18 protein-coding genes are annotated in these 24,615 nt (G+C 72.0%); 6 read left to right on the top strand and 12 right to left on the bottom strand.

The window, feature by feature from the left end:
• Window positions 1–133: 133 nt before the first annotated feature.
• Both dnaJ and hrcA read right to left on the bottom strand, forming a co-directional pair.
• Window positions 134–1,273: a molecular chaperone DnaJ gene (dnaJ, locus tag OG393_RS22225; RefSeq protein ID WP_327376431.1), complete on the bottom strand. Its 1,140-nt coding sequence runs from the start codon at window positions 1,271–1,273 to the stop codon at window positions 134–136.
• Window positions 1,274–2,293 (bottom strand): heat-inducible transcriptional repressor HrcA, encoded by a 1,020-nt coding sequence (hrcA, locus tag OG393_RS22220; RefSeq protein ID WP_327376430.1) that lies wholly within the window; start codon window positions 2,291–2,293, stop codon window positions 1,274–1,276.
• A 155-nt stretch (window positions 2,294–2,448) separates the two neighbouring features.
• Here hrcA and OG393_RS22215 point away from each other — a divergent pair, with 155 nt between their 5' ends.
• Entirely contained in the window at window positions 2,449–3,180 is a 732-nt protein-coding gene (locus OG393_RS22215; protein WP_327376429.1) for an MBL fold metallo-hydrolase, read from the top strand.
• A 10-nt stretch (window positions 3,181–3,190) separates the two neighbouring features.
• Window positions 3,191–3,994 carry a DUF3097 domain-containing protein gene (locus tag OG393_RS22210; protein ID WP_327376428.1) on the top strand — a complete coding sequence of 268 codons (804 nt, stop codon included), beginning with the start codon at window positions 3,191–3,193 and terminating at the stop codon, window positions 3,992–3,994.
• Between the two features lie 71 nt (window positions 3,995–4,065).
• Here OG393_RS22210 and hemW read toward each other — a convergent pair whose 3' ends face one another.
• From hemW to lepA, 3 genes are all read right to left on the bottom strand, one after another.
• Window positions 4,066–5,298, bottom strand: coding sequence for a radical SAM family heme chaperone HemW (gene hemW / locus OG393_RS22205; protein WP_327376427.1), 1,233 nt, complete (start codon window positions 5,296–5,298; stop codon window positions 4,066–4,068).
• A 55-nt stretch (window positions 5,299–5,353) separates the two neighbouring features.
• Window positions 5,354–7,228: an AMP-dependent synthetase/ligase gene (locus OG393_RS22200; RefSeq protein WP_327376426.1), complete on the bottom strand. Its 1,875-nt coding sequence runs from the start codon at window positions 7,226–7,228 to the stop codon at window positions 5,354–5,356.
• 230 nt (window positions 7,229–7,458) lie between these two features.
• A complete protein-coding gene (lepA, locus tag OG393_RS22195) occupies window positions 7,459–9,330 on the bottom strand; it encodes a translation elongation factor 4 (protein ID WP_327376425.1) in 1,872 nt (623 codons plus the stop codon).
• Between the two features lie 184 nt (window positions 9,331–9,514).
• Here lepA and rpsT point away from each other — a divergent pair, with 184 nt between their 5' ends.
• Entirely contained in the window at window positions 9,515–9,781 is a 267-nt protein-coding gene (gene rpsT / locus OG393_RS22190; RefSeq protein ID WP_137989361.1) for a 30S ribosomal protein S20, read from the top strand.
• A gap of 179 nt (window positions 9,782–9,960) precedes the next feature.
• Here the strand turns inward: rpsT and holA are convergent, their stop codons facing one another.
• Window positions 9,961–10,947, bottom strand: a complete 987-nt coding sequence (holA, locus tag OG393_RS22185) for a DNA polymerase III subunit delta (RefSeq protein WP_327376424.1) — start codon at window positions 10,945–10,947, stop codon at window positions 9,961–9,963.
• Between the two features lie 71 nt (window positions 10,948–11,018).
• Here holA and OG393_RS22180 point away from each other — a divergent pair, with 71 nt between their 5' ends.
• The gene (locus OG393_RS22180) at window positions 11,019–11,264 is read left to right on the top strand and encodes a hypothetical protein (protein ID WP_327376423.1); all 246 of its coding nucleotides are present in this window, start codon (window positions 11,019–11,021) and stop codon (window positions 11,262–11,264) included.
• Between the two features lie 237 nt (window positions 11,265–11,501).
• Here the strand turns inward: OG393_RS22180 and OG393_RS22175 are convergent, their stop codons facing one another.
• The 6 genes from OG393_RS22175 to leuS all read right to left on the bottom strand — a co-directional run bounded on the left by OG393_RS22175 (window position 11,502) and on the right by leuS (window position 21,391).
• A complete protein-coding gene (locus OG393_RS22175) occupies window positions 11,502–12,308 on the bottom strand; it encodes an arylamine N-acetyltransferase family protein (RefSeq protein WP_327376422.1) in 807 nt (268 codons plus the stop codon).
• 342 nt (window positions 12,309–12,650) lie between these two features.
• A complete protein-coding gene (locus OG393_RS22170) occupies window positions 12,651–15,281 on the bottom strand; it encodes a ComEC/Rec2 family competence protein (RefSeq protein WP_442817345.1) in 2,631 nt (876 codons plus the stop codon).
• An 11-nt stretch (window positions 15,282–15,292) separates the two neighbouring features.
• The gene (locus OG393_RS22165; RefSeq protein ID WP_327376421.1) at window positions 15,293–16,354 is read right to left on the bottom strand and encodes a helix-hairpin-helix domain-containing protein; all 1,062 of its coding nucleotides are present in this window, start codon (window positions 16,352–16,354) and stop codon (window positions 15,293–15,295) included.
• 165 nt (window positions 16,355–16,519) lie between these two features.
• Window positions 16,520–17,365 carry a DegV family protein gene (locus OG393_RS22160; protein WP_327376420.1) on the bottom strand — a complete coding sequence of 282 codons (846 nt, stop codon included), beginning with the start codon at window positions 17,363–17,365 and terminating at the stop codon, window positions 16,520–16,522.
• Window positions 17,366–17,621: 256 nt separating this feature from the next.
• Window positions 17,622–18,401: a hypothetical protein gene (locus OG393_RS22155; RefSeq protein ID WP_327376419.1), complete on the bottom strand. Its 780-nt coding sequence runs from the start codon at window positions 18,399–18,401 to the stop codon at window positions 17,622–17,624.
• Between the two features lie 125 nt (window positions 18,402–18,526).
• On the bottom strand, window positions 18,527–21,391 hold the full coding sequence (gene leuS, locus OG393_RS22150) for a leucine--tRNA ligase (RefSeq protein ID WP_327376418.1): 2,865 nt from the start codon (window positions 21,389–21,391) through the stop codon (window positions 18,527–18,529).
• 472 nt (window positions 21,392–21,863) lie between these two features.
• Here leuS and OG393_RS22145 point away from each other — a divergent pair, with 472 nt between their 5' ends.
• Both OG393_RS22145 and OG393_RS22140 read left to right on the top strand, forming a co-directional pair.
• Complete coding sequence (locus OG393_RS22145) at window positions 21,864–22,991, top strand: hypothetical protein (RefSeq protein WP_327376417.1); 1,128 nt, start codon at window positions 21,864–21,866, stop codon at window positions 22,989–22,991.
• A complete protein-coding gene (locus tag OG393_RS22140; protein WP_327376416.1) occupies window positions 22,988–24,565 on the top strand; it encodes an NADH-ubiquinone oxidoreductase-F iron-sulfur binding region domain-containing protein in 1,578 nt (525 codons plus the stop codon). The genes OG393_RS22145 and OG393_RS22140 overlap by 4 nt, the downstream gene beginning before the upstream one ends.
• The last annotated feature ends 50 nt before the right edge of the window (window positions 24,566–24,615 follow it).

The following is a 24,615-nucleotide window of genomic DNA, read 5'->3' as shown; positions in this document are numbered from 1 at the left end:
CATGGCCGGGCTCCCCGGCCGAAAACGCCCGGGGCGGCACGCGTGGTCCACGCGTGCCGCCCCGGGAGGTGCCGACGGTGCCACTCCGGGCGAAGGTCCGCACGGGCGGGGCGTCGGCCCCGCCCGTCACGCCCTAGCGGCCGTTGAAGGCGTCCTTGAGGCGCGAGAACAGGCCCTGCTGCCCCGGCTGGAACTGGCCCGTCGGGCGTTCCTCACCACGCAGCTTCGCCAGTTCGCGCAGCAGCCGCTCCTGCTCCGGGTCGAGCTTCGACGGCGTGGTGACCTCCACGTGCACGATCAGGTCGCCGCGCCCGCCGCCCCGCAGATGCGTGATGCCGCGGCCCTGCAGGGGGATCGACTGCCCGGACTGCGTGCCCGGCCTGATGTCGACCTCCTCCATCCCGTCCAGCGTCTGGAGCGGCACCTTGGTGCCGAGCGCACCCGCCGTCATCGGGATGGTGACCGTGCAGTGCAGGTCGTCGCCGCGGCGCTGGAAGACCTCGTGCGGGACCTCGTGGATCTCGACGTACAGGTCGCCGGCGGGACCGCCGCCGGGACCCACCTCACCCTCGCCGGCCAGCTGGATCCGGGTGCCGTTGTCGACACCGGCCGGGATCTTCACGGTGAGGGTGCGGCGCGAACGGACCCGTCCGTCGCCGGCGCACTCCGGGCACGGGGTCGGGACGACGGTGCCGAAGCCCTGGCACTGGGGGCAGGGACGCGAGGTCATGACCTGGCCCAGGAAGGACCGGGTGACCTGCGAGACCTCGCCACGGCCGCGGCACATGTCACAGGTCTGCGCGGAGGTGCCGGGTGCGGCGCCCTCGCCGGAGCACGTCGTGCAGACGACCGCCGTGTCGACCTGGATGTCCTTCGTCGTGCCGAAGGCGGCCTCGTTGAGATCGATCTCCAGACGGATCATGGCGTCCTGGCCGCGGCGGGTGCGCGAGCGCGGCCCGCGCTGCGACGCCGTGCCGAAGAACGCGTCCATGATGTCCGAGAAGTTCCCGAAGCCGCCGGCGCCGAAGCCGCCGGCGCCACCGCCGCCTCCAGCCTGGGAGAGCGGGTCCCCGCCGAGGTCGTAGACCTGCTTCTTCTGCGGGTCCGACAACACCTCGTAGGCGGCGTTGATCTCCTTGAAGCGCTCCTGCGTCTTCGGATCGGGATTGACGTCCGGGTGCAGCTCGCGGGCGAGCCTCCGGAACGCCTTCTTGATCTCGTCCTGGGAGGCGTCGCGGCGTACGCCGAGTACGGCGTAGTAGTCCGTGGCCACTTACGACTCCGCCAGGATCTGTCCGACGTAACGTGCCACTGCGCGTACCGCTCCCATCGTTCCGGGGTAGTCCATGCGGGTCGGTCCGACCACGCCGAGTTTGGCGACTGCCTCGTCGCCCGAACCGTAGCCGACCGCGACGACGGACGTGGAGGTGAGCCCCTCGTGGGCGTTCTCGTGCCCGATCCGTACGGTCATGCCCGAGTCCTTGGCCTCGCCGAGCAGCTTGAGGAGCACGACCTGTTCCTCGAGCGCCTCCAGCACCGGCCTGATCATGAGGGGGAAGTCGTGCCCGAAGCGGGTGAGATTGGCGGTACCGCCGATCATCAGCCGTTCCTCGTGCTCTTCCACCAGGGTTTCCAGCAGGGTCGCGAGCACCGCCGTGACCGTGCCGCGGTCCTCCGTCTCCTCGAAGGACTCCGGAAGATCCTGCACCAGTTGCGGCACATCCGCGAAACGGCGGCCGACGACCCGGCTGTTGAGCCGGGCCCGCAGATCAGCCAGCGAGGTCTCGCCGAAGGGCGCCGGGCAGTCGATCATCCGTTGCTCGACCCGTCCGGTGTCCGTGATCAGCACCAGCATCAGCCGGGCGGGCGCCAGCGAGAGCAGCTCCACGTGCCGGACCGTCGAACGGGTCAGCGAGGGGTACTGCACGACGGCGACCTGCCGGGTCAGCTGCGCGAGCAGCCGGACGGTGCGCCCGACGACGTCGTCCAGGTCGACGGCGCCGTCCAGGAAGTTGTGGATGGCGCGCCGCTCCGGGGTCGACAGCGGCTTGACGCCGGCGAGCCGGTCGACGAAGAGTCGGTAGCCCTTGTCCGTGGGGATGCGTCCGGCGCTGGTGTGGGGCTGGGCGATGAAGCCCTCTTCCTCCAGGACGGCCATGTCGTTGCGGACGGTGGCGGGTGAGACCCCCAGCCGGTGACGCTCCGTGAGCGCCTTGGAGCCGACCGGTTCCTCCGTCCCGACGTAGTCCTGGACGATGGCGCGCAGCACCTCGAGTCTGCGTTCGCTGAGCATGGGCACACCTCCAGCTGTCGTCCCGGTTGCTCCGTGTTTGGCACTCGTGTCGTCCGAGTGCCAGGAATCCCCCGGCCAGTGTACGGCGGCGGGCATCGCTCCTGGCAAGGAGGCCGAGTCCCCGCCTGCCGCGTCGTAGCGGATAGCGTCGCCGCATGAATGTCGCTTGGGAAGAGCTCGGCTGGGAACGACTCGGTGACGGAATCGGGCGGCGCCGTCTGCCGGTCTGGGACGCCACGGTGGGCCTGGTGCTGGGCGAGACGGCCGTCCTGCTGTACGACACGGGCTCCTCGCTCCGCGAGGGCGCGGAGCTGCGGGCTCAGGTACGGGCGCTGACCGGGGGCCGGAGAGTGACGCACATCGCACTGAGCCACCCGCACTTCGACCACGTCCTGGGCACCGCCGTCTTCGCGGGAGCCGAGGTGTACGGCGCGGTGGGGCTCGACGCGCTGCTGCGGCGGGAGGCCGGCGCGCTGCGGGCGTCCGCGGTGGAGCACGGGGTGGACGCGCACGTGGCGGAGGAGGCGGTCGACGTGCTGGTGAGCCCGCGCCACACGGTGTCCGGCGAGTGGACCCTCGACCTGGGTGGCCGACGGGTGCTGCTGGCCAACGTGGGTCCCGGTCACTCCGGCCACGATCTGGCGCTGCTCGTCCCCGACGCGGACGGCGGCCCGGAGGTCGTGTTCTGCGGCGACCTGGTCGAGGAGTCCGGTGAGCCACAGGCCGGGCGGGACGCGATCCCGGCACGCTGGCCGGCGGCGCTCGACCGGCTGCTGCTACTGGGCGGTACGGACGCGGTGTACGTGCCCGGGCACGGAGCGACGGTCGACGCAACGTTCGTACGGACGCAGCGCGATGAGCTGGCACAGCGCTTCGGAGTGTCATAACGTCGCGCGAATGCGCAGCTACAACCCGGACCTGACGCCCCCTTGGAAGCGGTCGGCACCCGTCGCGGAGGTCCCCGCGAAGGCGGACCTCGTCGTCGAGGAGGTCGCGACCGGCTTCTGCGGGGCGGTGATCCGCTGCGAGGCGGGCACGGTGACCCTGGAGGACCGCTTCGGCAAGCACCGGGTCTTCCCGATGGAACCGCGCGGCTTCCTGCTGGAGGGCCGGGTGGTGACGCTGGTCCGCCCGTCGGCGGCGGCCCCGGCGGGTCCCGCCCGGACCGCCTCGGGCTCGATCGCGGTACCGGGCGCGCGGGCACGGGTCGCACGGGCGGGGCGTATCTACGTGGAGGGCCGCCACGACGCCGAACTCGTCGAGCGGGTCTGGGGCGACGACCTGCGGGTCGAGGGCGTCGTCGTGGAGTACCTGGAGGGCGTCGACGACCTGCCGGCCGTCGTCGCGGAGTTCGGTCCGGCGCCCGACGCACGGCTCGGTGTCCTGGTGGACCATCTGGTGCCCGGCTCGAAGGAGCAACGCCTGGCGGCCTCGGTCACGGGCGAGGACGTGCTCGTCGTCGGCCACCCGTACATCGACGTCTGGGAGGCGGTGAAACCGTCCTCCGTGGGCATCCCCGCGTGGCCGTCCGTCCCGCGCGGCCAGGACTGGAAGACGGGCGTCTGCAGGGCGCTCGGCTGGCCGGAGAACACCGGCGCGGCCTGGCAGCACATCCTGTCGAAGGTCCGCACCTACAAGGATCTGGAACCGGCGCTGCTGGGCCGGGTGGAGGAGCTGATCGACTTCGTGACGGAGCCGTAGCCGGCTCCCGGCCGCCGGTGGCGTGCGGCCGGGACGCGGGAACGGCGGACGCCTCCTCGCGGACGCGGCGGTCAGTCGACCAGGTCGCGGACCACCGCGTCCGCGAGGAGGCGTCCGCGCAGGGTCAGGACCGCACGGCCCGCGCGGTACGGCTCCGCCTGGAGCAAGCCGTCCGTGAGCGCCTTGCGGGAGGCGGCCAGGCCCGCAGGGGCCAGCAGCCCCAGCTCCACGCCCTCCCGGAGGCGCAGCTCCAGCAGGATGCGCTCCACCCGCCGGTCCTCCGCGGACAGCAGCTCCCGGCCGGCGCCGGGCGAGCGTCCTTCCCCGAGGGCCGCCGCGTAGGCGCCCGGGTGCTTCACGTTCCACCACCGCACGCCGCCGACGTGGCTGTGGGCGCCCGGACCGGCGCCCCACCAGTCGGCTCCGCGCCAGTACAGCTCGTTGTGCAGGCAGCGCCCGGCCTCGGAGGTCGCCCAGTTCGACACCTCGTACCACGCGAATCCGGCCTGCGCGAAAACGGAGTCGGCGATCAGATAGCGGTCCGCGTGGACGTCGTCGTCGGTCATCGGGACCTCGCCGCGGCGGATCCGCCGCGCCAGCTGCGTACCCTCCTCCACGATCAACGCGTAGGCGCTGACGTGGTCGGGTCCGGCCCCGATCGCCGCGTCGAGCGACGCCCGCCAGTCGTCGTCGCTCTCGCCGGGCGTGCCGTAGATGAGGTCCAGATTCACGTGCTCGAAGCCCGCGGCCCGCGCTTCGGCCACACACGCCTCGGGACGGCCGGGCGTGTGGGTCCGGTCCAGGACCTTCAGGACGTGCTGCCGCGCGCTCTGCATCCCGAAGGAGATCCGGTTGAAGCCTCCCGCGCGCAGTTCCGCCAGGTAGGCGGGGTCCACCGACTCGGGGTTCGCCTCCGTCGTGATCTCGGCGTCGTCCGCGAGCCCGAACTCGTCCCGGATCGCCCCCAGCATCCGCACCAGGTCGCCCGCGGCGAGCAGCGTCGGCGTACCGCCGCCGACGAACACGGTCCGGACCGGCCGGGGGTCGTCGCCGAGCACCTTGCGGGCCAGCCGGATCTCCTCGGCGACCTGTCCCGCGTAGTTGTCCCGGGAGGCGAGCACGCCGCCGGCCCCGCGCAGCTCACTCGCGGTGTAGGTGTTGAAGTCGCAGTAGCCGCAGCGCGTGGCGCAGTACGGCACATGCAGATAGAACCCGAGCGGTCGCTCCCCGGCCCCTTCCAGGGCGTGTGCGGGCAGCGCCCCGTCCTCGGGCATGGACTCACCATCGGGCAGTACGGAAGGCATGAGCCCATTGTCCCGTACCACCCGAGGTGCGCGTCCGGCCTGAGAGTACCGGGGGTCAGGCCTCGCGGGCTCCCGCGTACATCTCGTCGATGAGGTGCTGGTAGGTGCGCTCCACGACGGGCCGCTTCATCTTCAGGCTCGGGGTGAGCTCGCCGTGCTCGACGTCCAGGTCGCGCGGCAGCAGCCGGAACTTCTTGATCGTCTGCCAGCGCTGGAGTCCCTCGTTCATGCGCTCGACGTAGCCCTGCACGAACGTCTCGGTCTCCGGGGCGGCGACGACCTCCGCGTACGTCTTGCCCTCGAGGCCGTGCTCGGCCGCCCAGCCGAGGATGGCGGGTTCGTCGAGCGCGATCAGTGCCGAGCAGTAGTTCCGGTCGGCGCCGAGGACCACGATGTTCGAGACGAACGGACAGACGGCCTTGAACCGGCCCTCGATCTCCGTCGGGGCGATGTACTTGCCGCCGGAGGTCTTGAACAGGTCCTTCTTGCGGTCGGTGATCCGCAGGTAGCCGTCGGCGGACAGCTCGCCGATGTCCCCGGTGTGGAACCAGCCGTCGGGCTCCAGGACCTCGGCGGTCTTCTCCGGCAGGCCGTGGTAGCCCTCCATGATGCCGGGGCCGCGCAGCAGGATCTCGCCGTCGTCGGCGATGCGGACCTCGGTGCCGGGCAGCGGCTTGCCGACCGTGCCGGTCCGGTATGCCTCGCCCGGGTTGACGAAGGAGGCGGCGGAGGACTCCGTGAGGCCGTAGCCCTCCAGGATGTGGATGCCGGCTCCGGAGAAGAAGTAGCCGATCTCGGGCGCGAGCGCGACGGAGCCGGACACGGCGGCGCGCAGCCGGCCGCCGAACGCCTCGCGCAGCTTCTTGTAGACCAGCGCGTCGGCGACCTTGTGCTTGGCGGTGAGGCCGAAGGGCGCGGAGGCGGTCCCGGTGCGGCGGAAGTTGTCCTGCGTGACCTTGGCGTATTCGCGTGCGACGTCGGCCGCCCACTGGAAGATCTTGTACTTGGCGGCGCCGCCCTCACGGGCCTTGGCCGCGACTCCGTTGTATACCTTCTCGAAGATGCGGGGGACGGCCGCCATGTAGGTGGGCTGGACCACCGGCAGGTTCACGATGATCTTGTCGATGCGGCCGTCGACCGCGGTGACGTGTCCGACCTCGATCTGCCCCGAGGTCAGCACCTTGCCGAAGACGTGCGCGAGCGGCAGCCACAGGTACTGGACGTCGTCCTGGGTGACGAGGCCGGTGGCGGCGATGGCCTTGGCCATGTACGACCAGTTGTCGTGCGGGAGGCGGACGCCCTTGGGGCGGCCGGTGGTGCCCGAGGTGTAGATGAGCGTGGCCAGCTGGTCGGAGGTGATCGCGGCGACCCGCTCCTTGACGGCCTCCGGGTGCTTCTCCAGGTACGCCTTGCCGCGCGCCTCCAGGTCGGCCAGCGAGATGACCCAGTCGTCCGTCTCCACATCGGTGGTGTCGACGACGACGACGTGATGGAGACCAGGCAGGTCACCGCGGCGGGCGACGGCCTTGGCGACCTGGGCGGCGTCCTCCGCGATCAGCACCTTGGACTCGGAGTCGGAGAGGATGAACGCCGACTCCTCGGCATTGGTCTGGGGGTAGACCGTGGTGGTGGCGGCGCCCGCGCACATCACGCCGAGGTCGGCGAGGATCCACTCCACCCGGGTGGAGGACGCCAGGGCGACCCGCTCCTCCGGCTGGACACCCAGATCGACCAGACCCGCGGCGATCGCGTAGACGCGCTCGGCGGCCTGTTCCCAGCTGAGCGACTTCCACTCGTCGGTGCCCTGACCGGAGGCGGCCGGGACCGGATAGCGATATGCCTCCGCGTCGGGAGTCCGCGCCACGCGCTCAAGGAAGAGGGTCGCCACGGACGGCGGCCGGTTCTCGATCTGGGTCTGTGTGTCGCTCACGACGTCCTCCGGGCGGCGGCGGTGCGTTCTGGGTGTTCTTCGCGTTCTAACTGGCGAGTAACCTTCGAGCCGGGATCAGAGTAGATGGCCGAAGAGCGCCGCGTAAGAGCCCGCGGTCGCCGCTTCGCACCCGGTTTCATAACGAACGGGCCCCCGCACTGTTCGTACGTGAGCCCGTTCGAAGGACCTGTCACCCCATCGGCCGCTGTCCTCACGGCCGACCGTGCGCCCTACTTCTTGGCCTTGCCGCCCGCCGAGTCGTCGCTCGACAGGACGGCGATGAACGCCTCCTGCGGGACCTCCACGGAGCCGACCATCTTCATCCGCTTCTTGCCTTCCTTCTGCTTCTCCAGCAGCTTCCGCTTACGGGAGATGTCACCGCCGTAGCACTTGGCGAGGACGTCCTTGCGGATGGCGCGGATGGTCTCCCGGGCGATGACCCGGGACCCGATGGCGGCCTGCACCGGCACCTCGAACGCCTGCCGAGGGATGAGCTCCTTCAGCTTGGCGACGAGCCGCACGCCGTAGGCGTACGCCTGGTCCTTGTGGGTGATCGCCGAGAAGGCGTCCACCTTGTCGCCGTGCAGCAGGATGTCCACCTTGACCAGACTGGACGCCTGCTCGCCGGTGGGCTCGTAGTCGAGGGAGGCGTAGCCGCGCGTCTTGGACTTCAGCTGGTCGAAGAAGTCGAAGACGATCTCGGCGAGGGGCAGGGTGTAGCGGATCTCCACCCGGTCCTCGGAGAGGTAGTCCATGCCGAGCAGGGTGCCGCGCCGGGTCTGGCACAGCTCCATGATCGACCCGATGAACTCGCTGGGGGCGAGGATCGTGGCGCGCACGACGGGCTCGTACACCTCGTCGATCTTGCCCTCGGGGAACTCGCTCGGATTGGTGACCGTGTGCTCGCCGCCGTCCTCCATGACCACGCGGTAGACCACGTTGGGAGCCGTGGCGATGAGGTCGAGGCCGAACTCGCGCTCCAGGCGCTCTCTGATCACGTCCAGGTGCAGCAGCCCGAGGAAGCCGACGCGGAAACCGAAGCCGAGGGCGGCGGAGGTCTCCGGCTCGTAGACCAGCGCGGCGTCGTTCAGCTGGAGCTTGTCCAGGGCCTCGCGCAGCTCCGGGTAGTCCGAGCCGTCCAGCGGGTAGAGGCCGGAGAAGACCATCGGCTTGGGGTCCTTGTAGCCGCCGAGGGCCTCCGAGGCGCCCTTGACCAGGGAGGTGATCGTGTCGCCGACCTTGGACTGACGGACGTCCTTCACCCCGGTGATGAGGTAGCCCACCTCGCCGACGCCAAGGCCGTCGGCCGGCAGCATCTCGGGCGAGTTGGTGCCGATCTCCAGCAGTTCGTGGGTGGCGCCGGTCGACATCATGCGGATGCGCTCGCGCTTGTTGAGCTGGCCGTCCACGACACGGACGTAGGTCACGACGCCACGGTAGGAGTCGTAGACCGAGTCGAAGATCATCGCGCGGGCGGGGGCGTCGGCGGCACCGACGGGAGCCGGAACGTTCTCCACGACCCGGTCGAGCAGGGCCTCGACGCCGAGACCGGTCTTGGCGGAGACCTTGAGCACGTCCTCGGGCTGACAACCGATGAGGTTGGCCAGCTCCTCGGAGAACTTCTCCGGCTGGGCGGCCGGCAGGTCGATCTTGTTCAGCACCGGGACGATGGTGAGGTCGTTCTCCATCGCCAGGTAGAGGTTGGCGAGGGTCTGCGCCTCGATGCCCTGCGCCGCGTCGACCAGCAGAACCGTGCCCTCACACGCGGCGAGGGACCGCGAGACCTCGTAGGTGAAGTCGACGTGCCCGGGGGTGTCGATCATGTTCAGGATGTGCGTCCTGCCCTGACCGGCGCCCTCGCTCGGCGCCCAGGGCAGACGGACGGCCTGGGACTTGATCGTGATGCCGCGCTCGCGCTCGATGTCCATCCGGTCGAGGTACTGGGCGCGCATCTGCCGCTGGTCGACCACTCCGGTCAGTTGGAGCATCCGGTCGGCAAGGGTCGACTTGCCGTGGTCGATGTGCGCGATGATGCAGAAGTTGCGGATCAGAGCCGGGTCGGTACGGCTCGGCTCGGGCACGTGGGGAGGAGTCGCGGGCACGCAGGGTCTCGTCTCGGGGCGATGTCGGATCGATACGTAGGCTCCATCGTCCCATGACTGTGACGCGGTGCTCGGTTTGGGCGGTCCCACGGGCTGCTGATACCGTGGACAGCTGTGTCTCGTATGCCCTCTCAGCTACGGGTCACGCACTCTGAAACAACATCGAACCTGAAAAGGCTCTTTCGTGGCGAACATCAAGTCCCAGATCAAGCGGAACAAGACGAACGAGAAGGCGCGCCTGCGCAACAAGGCCGTCAAGTCCTCGCTCAAGACCGCGATCCGCAAGGCCCGCGAGGCCGTCGCCGCGGGTGACGTGGAGAAGGCCGTCGTGGCTTCCCGCGCCGCCTCCCGCGCGCTCGACAAGGCTGTCTCGAAGGGCGTCATCCACAAGAACGCCGCCGCCAACAAGAAGTCGGCGCTGGCCACCAAGGTTGCCGCTCTCCAGGGCTGAGCTCTGATGTAGACGCCGGACGGGGCACAGCGGGCCCTCTCTCCCGCTCCCGACCGGCACCCCGGATCCGTGCGCGATACGCGTTCGCCACGCGTGCACGGGCCCACCGCCGTAACGCCGAAGGCCCCGCCTCCTCCTTCCCCAGGAGGGTGCGGGGCCTTCGGTGCGTGGGCTATCGGCTACCGGCGGAGTCTTGCCGCCCGCGCCACCGCGACCACCGCCTTCTCCAGGGCGTACTCGGGATCGTCTCCTCCGCCCTTGACGCCCGCGTCGGCCTCTGCCACCGCCCGCAGAGCGAGCGACACCCCGTCCGGCGTCCAGCCCCTCATCTGCTGCCGGACACGGTCGATCTTCCACGGCGGCATCCCCAGTTCCCGCGCGAGGTCCGCGGGCCGTCCGCCTCGCGCCGCGGAAAGCTTGCCGATCGCCCGGACCCCCTGCGCGAGTGCGCTGGTGATCAGCACGGCCGGAACCCCGGTCGAGAGGGACCAGCGCAGCGCCTCCAGCGCCTCGGCCGCCCGGCCCTCCACCGCACGGTCCGCGACGTTGAACGACGACGCCTCGGCGCGCCCCGTGTAATAGCGTCCGACGACCGCCTCGTCGATCGTCCCCGGCACGTCCGCGACGAGCTGCGAGACGGCCGACGCAAGCTCCCGCAGGTCGCTGCCGATCGCGTCCACCAGCGCCTGGCACGCCTCGGGCGTGGCCGAACGCCCCGCCGCCCGGAACTCCTGCCTTACGAACGCCAGTCGTTCGGCCGGCTTCGTCGTCTTCGGGCAGGGCACCTCGCGCGCGCCCGCCTTGCGTGCCGCGTCGAGCAGCCCCTTGCCCTTGGCCCCGCCGGCGTGGAGCAGCACGAGCGTGATCTCCTCGACGGGAGCGCCGATGTACGCCTTGACGTCCTTGATCGTGTCCGCGGACAGGTCCTGCGCGTTCCGTACGACCAGGACTTTGCGCTCCGCGAACAGCGAAGGGCTGGTCAGCTCCGCCAGGGTGCCCGGCTGGAGCTGTTCGGGGCCCAGATCACGTACGTCGGTGTCGGCGTCGGCGGCTCTGGCAGCCGCCACCACCTCCTGGAAGGCGCGGTCGAGGAGGAGATCCTCCTGGCCCACGGCGATCGTCACGGGGCCGAGGAGGTCGTCGGTGGAATTCTTCCTGGGTGCCATCGCGTCCCAGCATCCCACGGACCGCTGACACCCCCTGCCGTGCGGCCGTCGCCGTACCGGAGAATGTGCGCGTGAGCGACGTGAGACACGTGTTGGTGCTGCCGGACCGCGACGCCGCGGAGGAGGTGGTCGGGGAAGTGAACGACCGATTCGGCCCGGACGAGGAACCGCAGCTCGTGCGCGACGCCCTGGCGGGCGAGGACGACGCCGAGGACGCCCAGTGGCTGGTGGTCGTGGAGGACCCGGACGCGCGCCTGGACGCCGAGGGCCTCGACGCGCTGGCCGCGGAGTACGAGGGCTGGCTGGAGGCCCCGTAACGCCGACGGCCTCCCCGCGGAACCGGCGGCGCGACCGCACCGGCGGGGTCCTCGGTGCCTCCGGCTCTGGTGGATGCCCCCTCACTCGGGAGGGGTCCGGTGCCCGGGGCTCCGCCGAGCCGCGACGGTCGGCCCCGTTGGTCCCTCTCGCCTCGCCCGTGCAGCACGGGACCCTGTCGATCGGGAACGAACACGCTCAGACGGTACGTGGTCGGCCACGGCGTCACGGCCAGAGGGTCACCGCTCCGCGGACGGGGGTACTTCGGGCAGGCGGGCGAGCTCGATGCCGAACAGGTCCCGGTACACCGCCCGCACCTCCTCGTCGCTCTCCAGCGACCGCTCGTCCCGTTCGGCCCCGAGCGTCGTCACCAGCTTGTACCCACTGAGCGTGACGCGGCCCTCCCCCGTGAGACGGGAGCAGATGAGGGAACGCGTGAAGTGCGAATCCGGTGAGGTGCGGTGGTACCAGGCCCCCGCCGTGAAGTCGGCCGTCACGCGTGGTCTCGTCTCCAGGCGGTACTGGGGTTTCCCGTCGCGCAGCACGTCGAGATCACCGCCCGCGGCCGGAACGACCCGGAACACGCCTCCCGGGTCCTGCTGGTCCCCCCGCTCGTCGAAGGCCAGCGGGAAGTGCGAGTGGTTCCCGAAGCCCACGTCCGCGAGCCGGCGTCCTCCGTCCGCCGTCTCCACGAGCAACGCCATGTGGTCGTAGGGGATGCCGAGCCGTCCGTCCTTTCCGAAGCAGCGGCCCTGGAGCGGGGAGACCCGGTAGCCGAGGTCGCGCAGGAGTACGGCGAACGTCGTGTTGACCTCGTAACAGAAGCCACCACGACGGGCGTTGACCACTTTGTCGAGCAGCGCCCCCTCCTCCAGGACGATGTCCTCGCCGAGGTGGATCGAGAGGTTCTCGAAGGGGACGGTGCGCAGGTGCCGCAGGTGGAGCTCGTCCAGCGCGGCGGTGTCCGGGCGCGCGGGGCGGGTGGCACCGACGCGCCGCAGGTACGCGTCGGCGGTCGGGCGTTCGTCGGCGGCGGGGCTGTCCATGAAGACAGTCTCCCCGGCAGGTCCCGGATGCCGCCATGGGACTTCGGTCCTAGGCCGTGTACCGGACGTGACCCAGCCTCGGCCGCCGCGGCGGCGCGGAGCCCGGTCGGTACCGATGACGGTGCGGCATGGCGCGCGGCGGCTCCGAGAACGGGTGACCGGTCTCCCACGGGCCTCGTCCGGGCGTGGTGGCGGCTCCGATGACCGCCAGGGCGGCGGCGGACCGCTGGAGCCCGTGGTCCGGACACCGCGGCCGGTCCGAAGCGGGCACGCACCGGATCGCGTCGCCGGCCCTGCCGCGTGACCTTCGGACGTCCGGACGCGGTCTCGACCGGGCGTTTCTCAGGGGGCTCCTCTCGGTACGGCGAGGAGCTTCGTTCCCGCTCCCGTCACCGCGATCGCACCGTCCCGGTCCGTACGTAGCACCCGCGCCCCGCCGGCCCGCAGAGCGTCGACGGTACGGGGCGCGGGATGTCCGTACGGGTTGTCCCGTCCGGTCGAGATCAGCGCGAGCCTCGGCCGGACCGCCCGCATCAGCTCAGGGTCCTGATGCGCGGAGCCATGGTGGGCGACCTTCAGCACGTCCACCGGCTTCAGGTCCGGATGCGTACGCAGCAACCCGCTCTGGGAGGGCGGTTCAAGGTCTCCGAGGAGCAGAACGCTCAGCCCTCCGGCGGCCCGGACCAGCAGAGTGACGCTGGCGTCGTTCGGTGAGGAATCCTCCGGGCCCGCCCGCGTGGTCGTGTCGCGGGGCCAGAGGACCCGCCAGTCCAGCGGGCCGAGTCGTCGTCGCTCCCCGGCGCGGGCCGCGACCAGCGGAACACCCGCCGCCGCGGCCGTCCTGCGCACGAACGCCGCCTGCCCCGCGGGTTCTTCGAGACCCGTCGTCTGAATCGCGCCGACCGAGCGCCCGCGCAGCACCCCGGGCAGTCCGGCGACGTGATCCGCGTGGAAGTGCGTGAGCACCAGCAGCGGGACTCTGCGCACTCCGAGGTCGCGCAGGCAGCGGTCCACCAGTCCCGGGTCCGGCCCGGCGTCGACCACGACAGCCGTGTCCCCGCCCGCCGCCACCACGGTCGCGTCCCCTTGCCCGACCTGGCACATCACGAACACCCAGCCCGGCGGAGGCCAGCCCGTGACGAGCCGCGCGAGCGGCGGGGGCCGCACCGCGGCGAGCAGGAGCAGCACGGCTCCGAAGACGGCGATCCCGCGCCGGTACGGCAGTTTCCAGATGCCGGTCGCCACGAGAGCGAACACGCCGGCGAGGAGCAGTCCGCCCCACCAACCGCCCGGCCAGGCCGCCTCCGCACCCGGCAGCTCCGCACCCCGACGGGCCACCGTGGCGATCCATCCCGCGGGCCAGGCCGCGACCCGCGCCACCCACTCGGCGATCGGCGGGGCGACCGGGGCCAGCGCGAGGACGGCGAACCCGAGCACCGTGGCAGGGGCGACGGCCGGTTCGGCGAGGAGGTGGGCGGGGATCGCGACCAGACTCACCCGAGCGGCGAAGACCGTCACGACCGGGGCGCAGACCAGTTGCGCCGCCAGGGCCGCGGCGAGCGCCTCGGCAAGACGGCCGGGCACCCGGCGGCGTCGCAGGGCCGCACTCCAGCGCGGGGCGATCGTGAGCAGCGCACCGGTGGCCAGGACCGAGAGCAGGAAGCCGTAACTCCGCGCCAGCCAGGGGTCGTAGAGCACGAGCAGCAGCACCGCCGCGGCCAGTGCGGGAATCAGGGATCTGCGTCGGCCGGTGGCGATGGCCAGCAAGGCGACCAGACCGCAGGCCGCCGCCCTGAGCACGCTGGGGTCGGGCCGGCACACGACCACGAACGCGAGGGTGAGCCCTCCTCCGACGAGCGCCGTGGACCGCAGGGGAATGCCGAGCCGGGGCGCGAGCCCGCCGCGTTCCGCAGCCAGAGCGGTGCTCGGCCGTCCGACGAGGAGCAGCAGGACGACGGTGAGGTTCGATCCCGAGACCGCGAGCAGGTGAGCGAGGTCGGTGGCGGCGAAGGCGTCCGCGAGATCCCGCTCGATCCGTGCGGTGTCGCCGACGACGAGGCCGGGCAGCAGCGCCCGCGCGTCAGGAGGCAGGTTCTCGGTCGCGCGACGTAGTCCGGCGCGCAGTCCTCCGGCCGTGCGCTGTACGGTGCTCGGCGGCCCGGTGATCCGCGGCGGCCCGGCACTGTCGACGCGGAGCACCGCGGCAAACGACTCGCCCGGACTCAGCGGGGAGGCCAGGCGCCCGTGGACGCGCAGCCGGGTCGAGGGCAGCAGGCGCAGCCACGCACCCTGGGCCTTGCCCGCCGGCACGAGGACCAGCACGGGTGTTCTGGTGCGGTGTGCCGAGCCGTCGGACGGCTCGACCCGGTGTGCTTCGGCGCGCAGGACCACGGAGGCGGGAGCGGTCCGGTCGCCCCGGACCCGGGGGCGGGTGAGCCGGGGATCGGAGACGAGGGTCATCTCCACGGTCACTCTCGCATGTCTCTCCGCGAGCCCCGGCACCGGGCCGCGCCGCAGGTCCGCCGCGTGCAGACCGCCCGACGCCGCCCCGGCCGCCGCGCAGAGCAGCACCGCAGCAGCCGCCGTGGCCTTGAGGGCCCGATCCGGCCGGCCGCGTCGCGCGCCGATCGTCACGGGTGTCAGCAGCAACACCGCCCCACCCACACAGGCCGCCACCCCCGCGGCCGTCCACCATCCGCTGACGCCCACCGCGAGCGCCGCCGCTCCCCAGGCCGCCAACGCGGGAGGCACCAGCCGGAGATCGACCGGCCCGTCCTCGTGCCGGTGGTCGGGTTCGTCGGTGTCGTCGGGGTCTTCCCGGCAGTCGTGGCGGGCGGGGCCGCCCCGGCTCACGGCTCGGCGGCTCCGCAGCCGGCCTCCGAAGTGCGGGTGGTGGTCGTGGCCGTCCTCCGCCGCGTCACCGTCGTGGCCGCCCCCGCCCTTGGGATGGTTCTCGTGTAAGCCAGGGCGCATCTCGGGCGTCCTCATGGCCGCACCAGTGGTTCGAGCTCCGCGAACCTGCGCTCGCCGATGCCGCTGACCTCGCGCAACTCGGCGACCGTGCGGAAGCCGCCGCGTCGGGTGCGGTGGTCGACGATGTGCCGGGCGAGGACCGGCCCGACCCCGGGAAGGGCGTCAAGCTGCTCCATGGTCGCCGTGTTGAGGCTCAAGGGCCCGGCCCGGGTGCCGACGGCGGCCCCGCCTGCCGCACCGACACCTCCGCCCCCCGCCCGAATCTCCGCGGGGGGAAGTCCGACCACGACCTGCTCGCCGTCCATGAGGACCCGGGCACGGTTGAGTCCCGTCAGATCCGCGCCCGGCCGGACTCCACCCGCCGCGCGAAGCGCGTCCGCGACCCGCGATCCGGCCGGCAGGGTGAGCACCCCCGGCCGTCGCACCTTGCCGTTCACATCGACGACGACCGCCGTGCCCGAGGTCTGCGAGGAGGGGTGGGCGGACAGCATCGGGGCCTCCGGGACGCCCTGCGTCCCGGAGGGTGCCCCGTTCTCCGCCGGCGGCGCCGCGTGGACGACCTCAGGTGCCCGGACCACCTCCGGTCCTCCGGCCCAGAAGTACCATCCGGCGACACCCGCGGCCACCACCAGGATCACAGCCAGCGCCGCCAACGCCCGCGGCTCCAGTCCGCAGCTGGACTGCACCCACACCGGTAACCGGTCCCGCAGCGCGGAGCCCAGGCGCTCGCGCCGCCCGGGGCCCGCCCTCTCCTCCCGGGTGCCGGGCGGGGGTTCCGTCTCCGCCGCTCGCCGGCTCACCGGCGGTACGGCCGCCGCCGAGCCGTCGGCCGTGGCGGAAAGCTCGTCGACGGGCTTGTCGGACCGTGGATCTCGGGCCGCTCCGGGGAAGAGCGCCTCTCCCCGGTACCGCGCCGCCGCCCCGCTCACCACCGCCCGCTGTCCACCGCCTGCCGTGAGACGAGCGCGCCCCACGGGCGATCCTCGCCCACCGGAGCGAGCGCGCCCGTCCGGCCCTGGCGCCCTTCCCGGTCCGCTGGCCGCTGCCGCCGAGATGCGTGTGCGAATAGTCATGCGTCCGACGGTAGACAGAAAGCGAGGAAACCGACGAGACGCTCCTGAATCCGTGCACAGACGGACAGTTGTGGAAAAAGTCGTCACTCGCACGAGGGAGCGGGCGGGGGGCGGCCGCGGCCGGCGGGGTGGGACGCACGGCGGCATCCGCCCGCCCCGGGACGCTCAGCGGGGCGAGACGACCACGGCGAGCAATCCCGGTCCGGTGTGTGCCCCGATCACCGCACCGACCTCGGAGACCTGGAGCCCCGCCATGGCGGGGATGCGCTCCCGTAGCCGTTCGGCCAACGCGCCGGCCCGTTCGGGTGCGGACAGATGGTGCACCGCCACGTCCACCGCCTCGGACGCGGCACGTTCCACGGCGATCTCCTCAAGGCGGGCGATGGCCTTCGACGCCGTACGCACCTTCTCTCTCAGTTCGATCCGCCCGCCGTCCAGTTCGAGCAGCGGCTTGACCGCCAGCGCGGAGCCGAGCAGCGCCTGCGCGGCTCCGATGCGACCGCCGCGACGAAGGTAGTCGAGCGTGTCGACGTAGAAGTAGGCGGCGGTCCCCGCGGCGCGTTTCTCTGCCGCGGCGACCGCCTCGTCGAGTGAGCCTCCCGCGTCGACGGCCTCGGCGGCCGTGAGGGCGCAGAAGCCGAGCGCCATCCCCACCATGCGGGTGTCCACCACCCGAACGGGCACGGAGGCGTCCTTCGCCGCCAGCACCGCGGCGTCGTACGTCCCCGAGAACTCGGCGGACAAATGAAGCGAGACGATGCCGGTCGCGCCGGCGTCGGCCGCCGCGCGGTAGGTCGCCGCGAAGACCTCGGGACTCGGCCGGGAGGTGGTCACCGGCCGGCGTTTCTGGAGCGCCTGGGCCAGTGAGCGGGCCGAGATCTCGGTACCCTCCTCGAGCGCCTGGCCGTCGACGACGACGGTCAGCGGTACCGCTGTGATGGCGTGCCGCTCCATCGTCTGGGGTGGCAGGTAGGCCGTGGAATCGGTGACGATCGCGACATGCCGGGACATGAGCGGGAGGTTACCCGCAGGGGCGGCCCGACGGCAGCCCGGGTCCCGTCCACCGGCCGCCGCGTCGTCCCGTCCGGCACCCGGCCGCGTACCGCGTAGGCCTGGACGGTGCGCGGACCGGGGCACGTCCGAGATGGCCCGCCGGCGCCCGCGTGAGCGGGGCGGGCTGACCATGGGTCCGCGTCGCGGCGCGCGTGGAGGGGCGTACGGCAACTGCCGCGACGGTGCCCGGTGCGCCGGCACACCGCCGCCCGGGTCAGGTGCGGTTGCCGGACTCCGGTCGCGGGGTCTTCTCCCACGGGAACGCCGTCGTCCGCGGGGCACGCGCCGTGACGCCCCGTGGAGGCCGCCGCTCCGGCGCGGCCGGACGGGGTGGCCCCTGCGGGCCGTGTGCGTCCTCGTCCGCCGCCGCTGTCCGCTCGCGCCCGGCGCCCGCCGCGGTGGGCTCGGACCAGGAGAGGTCGGCCGGCCGGGAGCCGGAGGTGTCGTCCACCGGCGACCAGTGGCGCAGCGCGCCCGCCTCGATGTCGATCTGCGCGCTGAGCGAGGCCAGGTCGTCGTCGGCGAACCTCCGTGCCCGGTCCCGGGCGGCCCAGCGCAGCGAGTCGGCGGAGTGAGTGATGCGTTCCGTGCGCTCGCGGAGTTCGCCGAGCTGTCCGGCCACCCTGGACCGGTCCGGCTCCCGTTCCAGCCGCTTCAGGTCGTCGTCCAGCTCCCGGCCGTGGGCGCTCAGTCGCTGGAACAGGAGCAGCGCTTCCCCGACGGAGGCGTCCTCGGGCCCGGCGGCCTGGAGGGCGTTCTGGGTCGCGCGCATCGAGGTGCGCAGCGAGAGCCGCAGCTGGGCCAGTTCGCCCGCGACCCCGGTCTGCCCGTAGCTCTTGGCGCGCAGGGTGGTGTCCTCGACCGTCCGTCTGGCCTGGGACAGGGTGCGGTCGACTCCGCGCTTGGCGGCCCGGACCGCCTTCACGGTCGCGTACGCCCCCAGCGCCACGAGGGCGAAGAAGAGCAGCGCCATGATCACAATCGCGGCTTCCATATGCGCCCTCCGGCGTCCTTCGGGTTCCCTCGGCTGTCGCTTCCTCCACGGTAAACGGAACGGGCAGGTTGGGGGTTCCATCGGAACCCCCAACCTGCCCGTAGGGGAAAACCCCGGTGCCGCGGTCAGGCCACGATGTTGACCAGCTTCGGTGCGCGCACGATCACCTTGCGGATCTCGGCGCCGCCGAGCGCGGCGGTCACGTGCGGATCGCCCAGGGCCAGCGCCTCCAGCTCCGCGTCGGTGATCGACGGGGAGACCTCCAGGCGCGCCTTGACCTTGCCCTTGATCTGCACGACGCAGGTCACGGTCTCGTCCACCACGTAGGCCGGGTCGGCTACCGGGAAGTCCTGGTGGACGACCGAACCGGCGTGGCCCAGCTTGCGCCAGAGCTCCTCGGCGATGTGCGGGGCCAGCGGGGCGATCAGGAGCACCAGCTGTTCGGCGACCGGCCGCGGGAGCGGGCCGGGCGTCTTGGTCAGGTGGTTGTTCAGCTCGGTGATCTTGGCGATGGCGGTGTTGAAGCGCATCGCGGCCATGTCCTGCGCGACCCCGTCGATCGCCTTGTTCAGGGCACGCAGGGTGTCCTCGGTGGGCTCGGCGTCGGCGACCGTCACCTCACCGGTCGACTCGTCGACGACGTTGCGCCACAGACGCTGCAGCAGCCGGTACTGGCCGACGACGGCGCGCGTGTCCCAGGGGCGGGAGACGTCCAGCGGCCCCATCGCCATCTCGTACAGGCGCAGGGTGTCGGCGCCGTATTCGGCGCAGATCTCGTCGGGGGTGACCGCGTTCTTCAGGGACTTGCCCATCTTGCCCAGGACGCGGCTGACCTTCTCGTCCCCGTGGAAGAAGGCGCCGTCGCGCTCCACGACCTCGGCCGCGGGGACAGCGATGCCGCGCGCGTCGCGGTAGACGAATGCCTGGATCATGCCCTGGTTGTACAGCTTGTGGAACGGCTCGGCCGACGAGATGTGGCCCAGGTCGAACAGGACCTTGGACCAGAAGCGCGCGTAGAGCAGGTGCAGCACGGCGTGCTCGGCGCCGCCGACGTACAGGTCGACGCCCCCGGTGGGCATGCCCTCGCGCGGCCCCATCCAGTACTGCTCGATGGCGGGGTCGACCAGCTTCCCGGAGTTGTTCGGGTCCAGGTAGCGCAGCTCGTACCAGCAGGAGCCGGCCCAGTTGGGCATGGTGTTGGTCTCGCGTCGGTACTTCCTGGGGCCGTCGCCCAGGTCCAGCGTGACGTTCACCCAGTCGGCGTTGCGGGACAGCGGGGTCTCCGGACGGGTGTCGGCGTCGTCCGGGTCGAAGGTGCGCGGCGAGTAGTCGTCGACCTCCGGCAGTTCCAGCGGCAGCATCGACGCGGGCAGCGCGTGCGCGACGCCGTCCTCGTCGTAGACGATCGGGAACGGCTCGCCCCAGTAGCGCTGGCGGCTGAACAGCCAGTCGCGCAGGCGGAAGTTGACGGTGCCTTCGCCGATGCCGCGCTCGGCCAGCCAGGCGGTGATCCTCGCCTTGGCGTCGACGACGCCCAGACCGTCCAGGGCCACGTCCTCGTTCGAGGAGTTGACCAGCCTGGCCTCGTACGAGGAGAAGGCGTCGTCCCAGGCCGCCGGGTCGGTGCCGCGGTCGTCGCTTGGTTCCACGACGCAGCGCATCGGCAGTTCGAAGGCGCGAGCGAAGGCGAAGTCGCGGGAGTCATGGGCCGGGACGGCCATGATCGCGCCGGTGCCGTAGCCCATCAGGACGTAGTCGGCGATGAAGACCGGGACCTGCTCCCCGCTGACCGGGTTGGTCGCGTACGCGCCGGTGAAGACACCGGTCTTGTCCTTGGCCTCGGCCTGCCGCTCCACCTCGGACTTGGCGGCGGCCTGCTTGCGGTACGCGTCGACGGCCTCGGCCGGGTTGGCGTGGCCGCCGGTCCACACGTCGTGGGTGCCCTCGGGCCAGGCGGCCGGAACGATCTTCTCGATCAGGTCGTGCTCGGGGGCCAGGACCATGTAGGTGGCGCCGAACAGGGTGTCCTGGCGGGTGGTGAAGACCGTGATCGCGCCGGTGTCGCCGACCGGGAAGTCGACGCGGGCGCCCTCGGACCGGCCGATCCAGTTGCGCTGCTGCAGCTTGATGGCATCGGGCCAGTCCAGGGCGTCCAGGTCGCCCAGCAGACGGTCCGCGTAGGCGGTGATCCGCATGTTCCACTGGCGCAGCTTGGACTTGAAGACGGGGAAGTTGCCGCGCTCGGAGCGCCCGTCGGCGGTGACCTCCTCGTTGGCCAGCACCGTACCCAGACCCGGGCACCAGTTCACGGGGGCGTCGGAGGCGTACGCCAGGCGGTACTCGCTCAGCAGGTCGGAGCGCTCCGCGGCACTCAGTTCGCCCCACGGGCGCGCGCCCGGCACCTCACGGGTGCCGTTCTCGAACCGCTCGACCAGCGTGGCGATCGGGCGGGCCTTGCCGGCCTCTTCGTCGTACCAGGAGTCGAAGATCTGCAGGAAGATCCACTGCGTCCACTTGTAGTACTCCGGGTCGATCGTGGCGAACGACCGGCGCTTGTCGTGACCCAGGCCCAGCCGGCGCAGCTGGACCTTCATGTTCTCCATGTTGGCCTCGGTGGACACCCGCGGGTGCGTGCCGGTCTGCACCGCGTACTGCTCGGCGGGCAGGCCGAAGGCGTCGAAGCCCAGGGTGTGCAGGACGTTGTGCCCGGACATGCGCGCGTGGCGGGCGTACACGTCGGTGGCGATGTACCCCAGCGGATGACCGACGTGCAGTCCCGCGCCCGAGGGGTACGGGAACATGTCCATGATGAACTTCTTGGGCCGGGCGGCGATCTCCGGGTCGCCCGCCAGGTCACCGGTGGGATTCGGTGCCTCGTAGGTTCCCTCGGTGTCCCAGAAGTCCTGCCAGCGTGCCTCGATGTCGGCGGCCATGGCCGCCGTATAACGATGCGGGGCCGCCGTCTCGGCAGCCGAATTCATCTCGCTCATGATCCTTGAAGCTCCATCGATCGTCTCTGCCCGCTGCCACGAAATGAAAAAACCCCTCGCACAGGAGGGGACGCCGCGCCGATTCCGACCGGATCTCTCATCCGTCGGGACTGATCAGCGCGGCTCGCTAAGCAGGAGGCGTACGGCACGCATGGCGTCAGGGTACCGCAGGGCCCGAGCGGGCCGCACCGGTGTTCCGCTCTGTGACCGCCGGACCCCACGGGGCCGCGCCGACGCTCCACCCGGTGACCACCGACCGCCCGAGCCACCCGGGTTACCCCGCGTATCGCCCCTATCCAGGGCAACCCCAGAGTCAGTTCTCGTTCGCAAGCCCTGTAAACGCGCAAACCATCTACCGGTCGGTATGCCGGGACTTAGCATGCGGCAACGGGACCGCTTATCCGCACCATTCGGAGTCGCCCCCATGAACCCTCACCGCAAGATCCGTTCATCGCCCGCCGAACGAGCCGGCATGAGCCGGCCGGTTCAGGGCGGGCTGTCGGTCGCGGCCCTGGTCGCCATCCCGCTGCTCGCCGTCCTCGGCAGCGAGAGCTTCCGGGCCGCTCTCGACTTCACCACCGGCGTGCTGTCGCTGGTGTCCCTGACCGCGTCGGTCGCCTGGGGCCTGACCGCCACCGACCGGCTGCTGCTCTCCACTCGCCACCGGCTGCTCGCCCAGGGCATCCACCGCGCCACGGCCGTCGCCTCCCTGGGCTTCCTCCTGCTGCACGCGACGGTGAAGGTCTCCCTCGGCCACGTCGAGGCGATCGGCGCGTTCGTCCCCTTCGGCCTCGGCGTCACGGGCACCGGCGGCCTCATCGGCCTCGGTTCGCTGGCCGGCCTGCTGATGGTGGTCGCCGCCGCGACCGGCGCACTGCGCAGCACCCTGGCCGGCCGGAGCCGCTTCGCCGCCCGCTGGCGGCCCCTGCACATGCTGGCCTACCCGGCCTGGTGCTTCGCACTGATGCACGGCCTGTACACCGGCAGGCCCGCGGCGACCTGGGTCGTCACCCTGTACTGCCTGGCCCTGGCCGTGGTCGCCGGAGCCGTCTCGCTGCGGCTGTTGCCCGCACCGACCCGGCGCGCGCTGGTCGACCGACTCGTCGTCCTCATCTCCTTGCTGGAAGGCCGCCGGCCGACGCCCGAGCCGTCCGCGAGGCGGGCCCGCCGGACCGAGCGAGAGGCGCCGAGCCCGCCGGAGGAGCCCCCCACCCTGTCCGCCGAGTGGCTGGACCGGCCTGTTTCCGCACCCTTCTTGAACAATTCCGCCGCCCCGCCCGTACCGCAGTTGTACGAGGCGGTCTCCGCGCCGCCGGTGGTCGCCCCGGCGTCCCCGGTCCCCCCTGCCGGTGCCGGCTTCTCGGCCGCGTACCGCGCAGTGTCGCGGGCCACCACCGCGGCGCCGGAGACCGCCTCGTATCCGACCGACCCCGGCGTCCCGTACGCCGAGCGCATACCCATGACCGAGGAGCTCCCCGTCGTCCCCGATCCCAGCCCCCGACCCGGCTACTGGCCGGCCCCGTCGCCGCCGATGCCGACGTACTCCAGCCCGCCACCCGCAGGTGAGCCCTGGAACGCACCCGCAGGAGAACGCCCGTGAACGTCCCGCTCCCCGATGTCCCCGAGGTCCGGGTGGTCGGCCTGCCCCAACTCACTCAGGGATTCGACCTGGTGGAGCGGCTCGGGCTCGACATGCATCTGAAGGTGCACGGACCGCTGGAACCCCTCAGCGGTGACCAGCTCGCCCAGCTCGCCGACGACATATCCCTGACCGGCCGCGGCGGCGCCGGCTTCCCCTTCGGACGCAAACTCCGGGCGGTCGGCAAGGCGGCGATCCGACGCGGGGTACGCCCCGTCGTCGTGGTCAACGGCAGTGAGGGCGAACCGGCCTGCCGCAAGGACACGGTGCTGCTCAACCGGGCTCCGCACCTCATCCTGGACGGCGCGCTGCTGGCGGCCGAGGCGCTCGGCGCCCGAACGCTCATCGTCGCCGTGACCCGGAACTCCACGGAGATCTCCATCCGCTCGGCCCTCGCCGAGCGGGGCCTGTCCGACCGGCGCGGCCAGGCGCTGCGCGCGCGGGTCGTCCGCACCCCTGAGCGGATGGTCTCCGGGGAGGCATCGGCGGTCATCCGTGCCGCTTCCGGGGGCCCCGCCCTGCCGCCCGGCCGCCGGGAACGCGCGGCCGAGTCCGGCGTCGGCGGCGCGCCGACACTGCTGTCGAACGCCGAGACCTTCGCGCAGCTGGCGATCGCCGCCCGGATCGGTCCGCAGCGCTACGCCCACACCGGACTCGACTCCGAGCCGGGAACGGTCCTGCTGACCATCTCCGGGGCGGTCGCGCGCCCCATGGTGGTCGAGGTCCCGACGGGTGTCCCGCTGCGGTACGCGCTCCAGCTGGCCGGGGCCCCACCGCTCCCCCAGGGCGTTCTGACCGGCGGGTACCACGGCAACTGGATCGACTCGGTCGCCGTCCACAACGCGACCGTCTCGCGCGCGTCGCTGGCGGCGGTAGGCGGAGCCCTGGGCGCCGGCGCGATCCTGCCCATCGGTCCGGAGACCTGCCCGCTCGGCGAGTCCCTGCGGGTCGCGAACTGGCTGGCGGCGGAGACGGCCGGGCAGTGCGGGCCCTGTCGGCTGGGCCTGCCCGCCGCGGCAGGCGGTCTCTCGGACCTGCTGAACGGCGGCGGTCCGGCCGCGCTGGAGGCGCTGCGGGAGGTCACGCAGGCAGTGAAGGGCCGCGGAGCGTGCAAGCACCCGGACGGCTCGGCCCGCTTCTTCGCCTCGACGCTCTCCGCGTTCACCGACGATCTCGCCGCCCACGTGCTCAACGGCGGCTGCGGCCGGCCGACGATCGGGGTGCTGCCGCTGCCCGCGGCCGGCTACCAAGACGCGGAGGAGTCGATTCCGAGCGGTGAGAAGCTCGCGGTGGACTGGACGCTCTGCCAGGGGCACGGCCTGTGCGCGGACCTCGTACCGGAGCTGATCAGGCTGGGCCCGGACGGCTACCCGGCACTCGCCGACGCGTCCGTGCCGACGCATCTGCGGGGCCGCGCCCAGCGCGCCGTGCGCCGTTGTCCCGCGCTGGCCCTGCGCGTGGAGCCGGCCCCGGCCGAACGCCCCGCCCTGCCGCCCGGCTCCGGCCGCAAGGCCCTGGGCAGCGGCCGGAGTTGACCTCCGAAGGGAACACGAAGAAGCGGGTCATCCGATCCGGATGACCCGCT

Source organism: Streptomyces sp. NBC_01216 (assembly GCF_035994945.1).
In the GTDB taxonomy this organism is placed as follows: domain Bacteria; phylum Actinomycetota; class Actinomycetes; order Streptomycetales; family Streptomycetaceae; genus Streptomyces.
Note: the sequence above shows the minus strand (reverse complement) of the source record. Positions and strands in the feature narration are given on the sequence as shown.

What these genes read in the sequence shown, in the direction of transcription:
- hemW (WP_327376427.1), bottom strand. Translation starts at nt 5,298, where the DNA reads ATGCCTTCCGTACTGCCCGATGGTGAGTCCATGCCCGAGGACGGGGCG.
- OG393_RS22215 (WP_327376429.1), top strand. Translation starts at nt 2,449, where the DNA reads ATGAATGTCGCTTGGGAAGAGCTCGGCTGGGAACGACTCGGTGACGGA.
- OG393_RS22155 (WP_327376419.1), bottom strand. Translation starts at nt 18,401, where the DNA reads ATGGAAGCCGCGATTGTGATCATGGCGCTGCTCTTCTTCGCCCTCGTG.
- holA (WP_327376424.1), bottom strand. Translation starts at nt 10,947, where the DNA reads ATGGCACCCAGGAAGAATTCCACCGACGACCTCCTCGGCCCCGTGACG.
- hrcA (WP_327376430.1), bottom strand. Translation starts at nt 2,293, where the DNA reads ATGCTCAGCGAACGCAGACTCGAGGTGCTGCGCGCCATCGTCCAGGAC.
- OG393_RS22145 (WP_327376417.1), top strand. Translation starts at nt 21,864, where the DNA reads ATGAGCCGGCCGGTTCAGGGCGGGCTGTCGGTCGCGGCCCTGGTCGCC.
- OG393_RS22175 (WP_327376422.1), bottom strand. Translation starts at nt 12,308, where the DNA reads ATGGACAGCCCCGCCGCCGACGAACGCCCGACCGCCGACGCGTACCTG.
- leuS (WP_327376418.1), bottom strand. Translation starts at nt 21,391, where the DNA reads ATGAGCGAGATGAATTCGGCTGCCGAGACGGCGGCCCCGCATCGTTAT.
- OG393_RS22170 (WP_442817345.1), bottom strand. Translation starts at nt 15,281, where the DNA reads ATGCGCCCTGGCTTACACGAGAACCATCCCAAGGGCGGGGGCGGCCAC.
- OG393_RS22210 (WP_327376428.1), top strand. Translation starts at nt 3,191, where the DNA reads ATGCGCAGCTACAACCCGGACCTGACGCCCCCTTGGAAGCGGTCGGCA.
- OG393_RS22165 (WP_327376421.1), bottom strand. Translation starts at nt 16,354, where the DNA reads ATGACTATTCGCACACGCATCTCGGCGGCAGCGGCCAGCGGACCGGGA.
- OG393_RS22160 (WP_327376420.1), bottom strand. Translation starts at nt 17,365, where the DNA reads ATGTCCCGGCATGTCGCGATCGTCACCGATTCCACGGCCTACCTGCCA.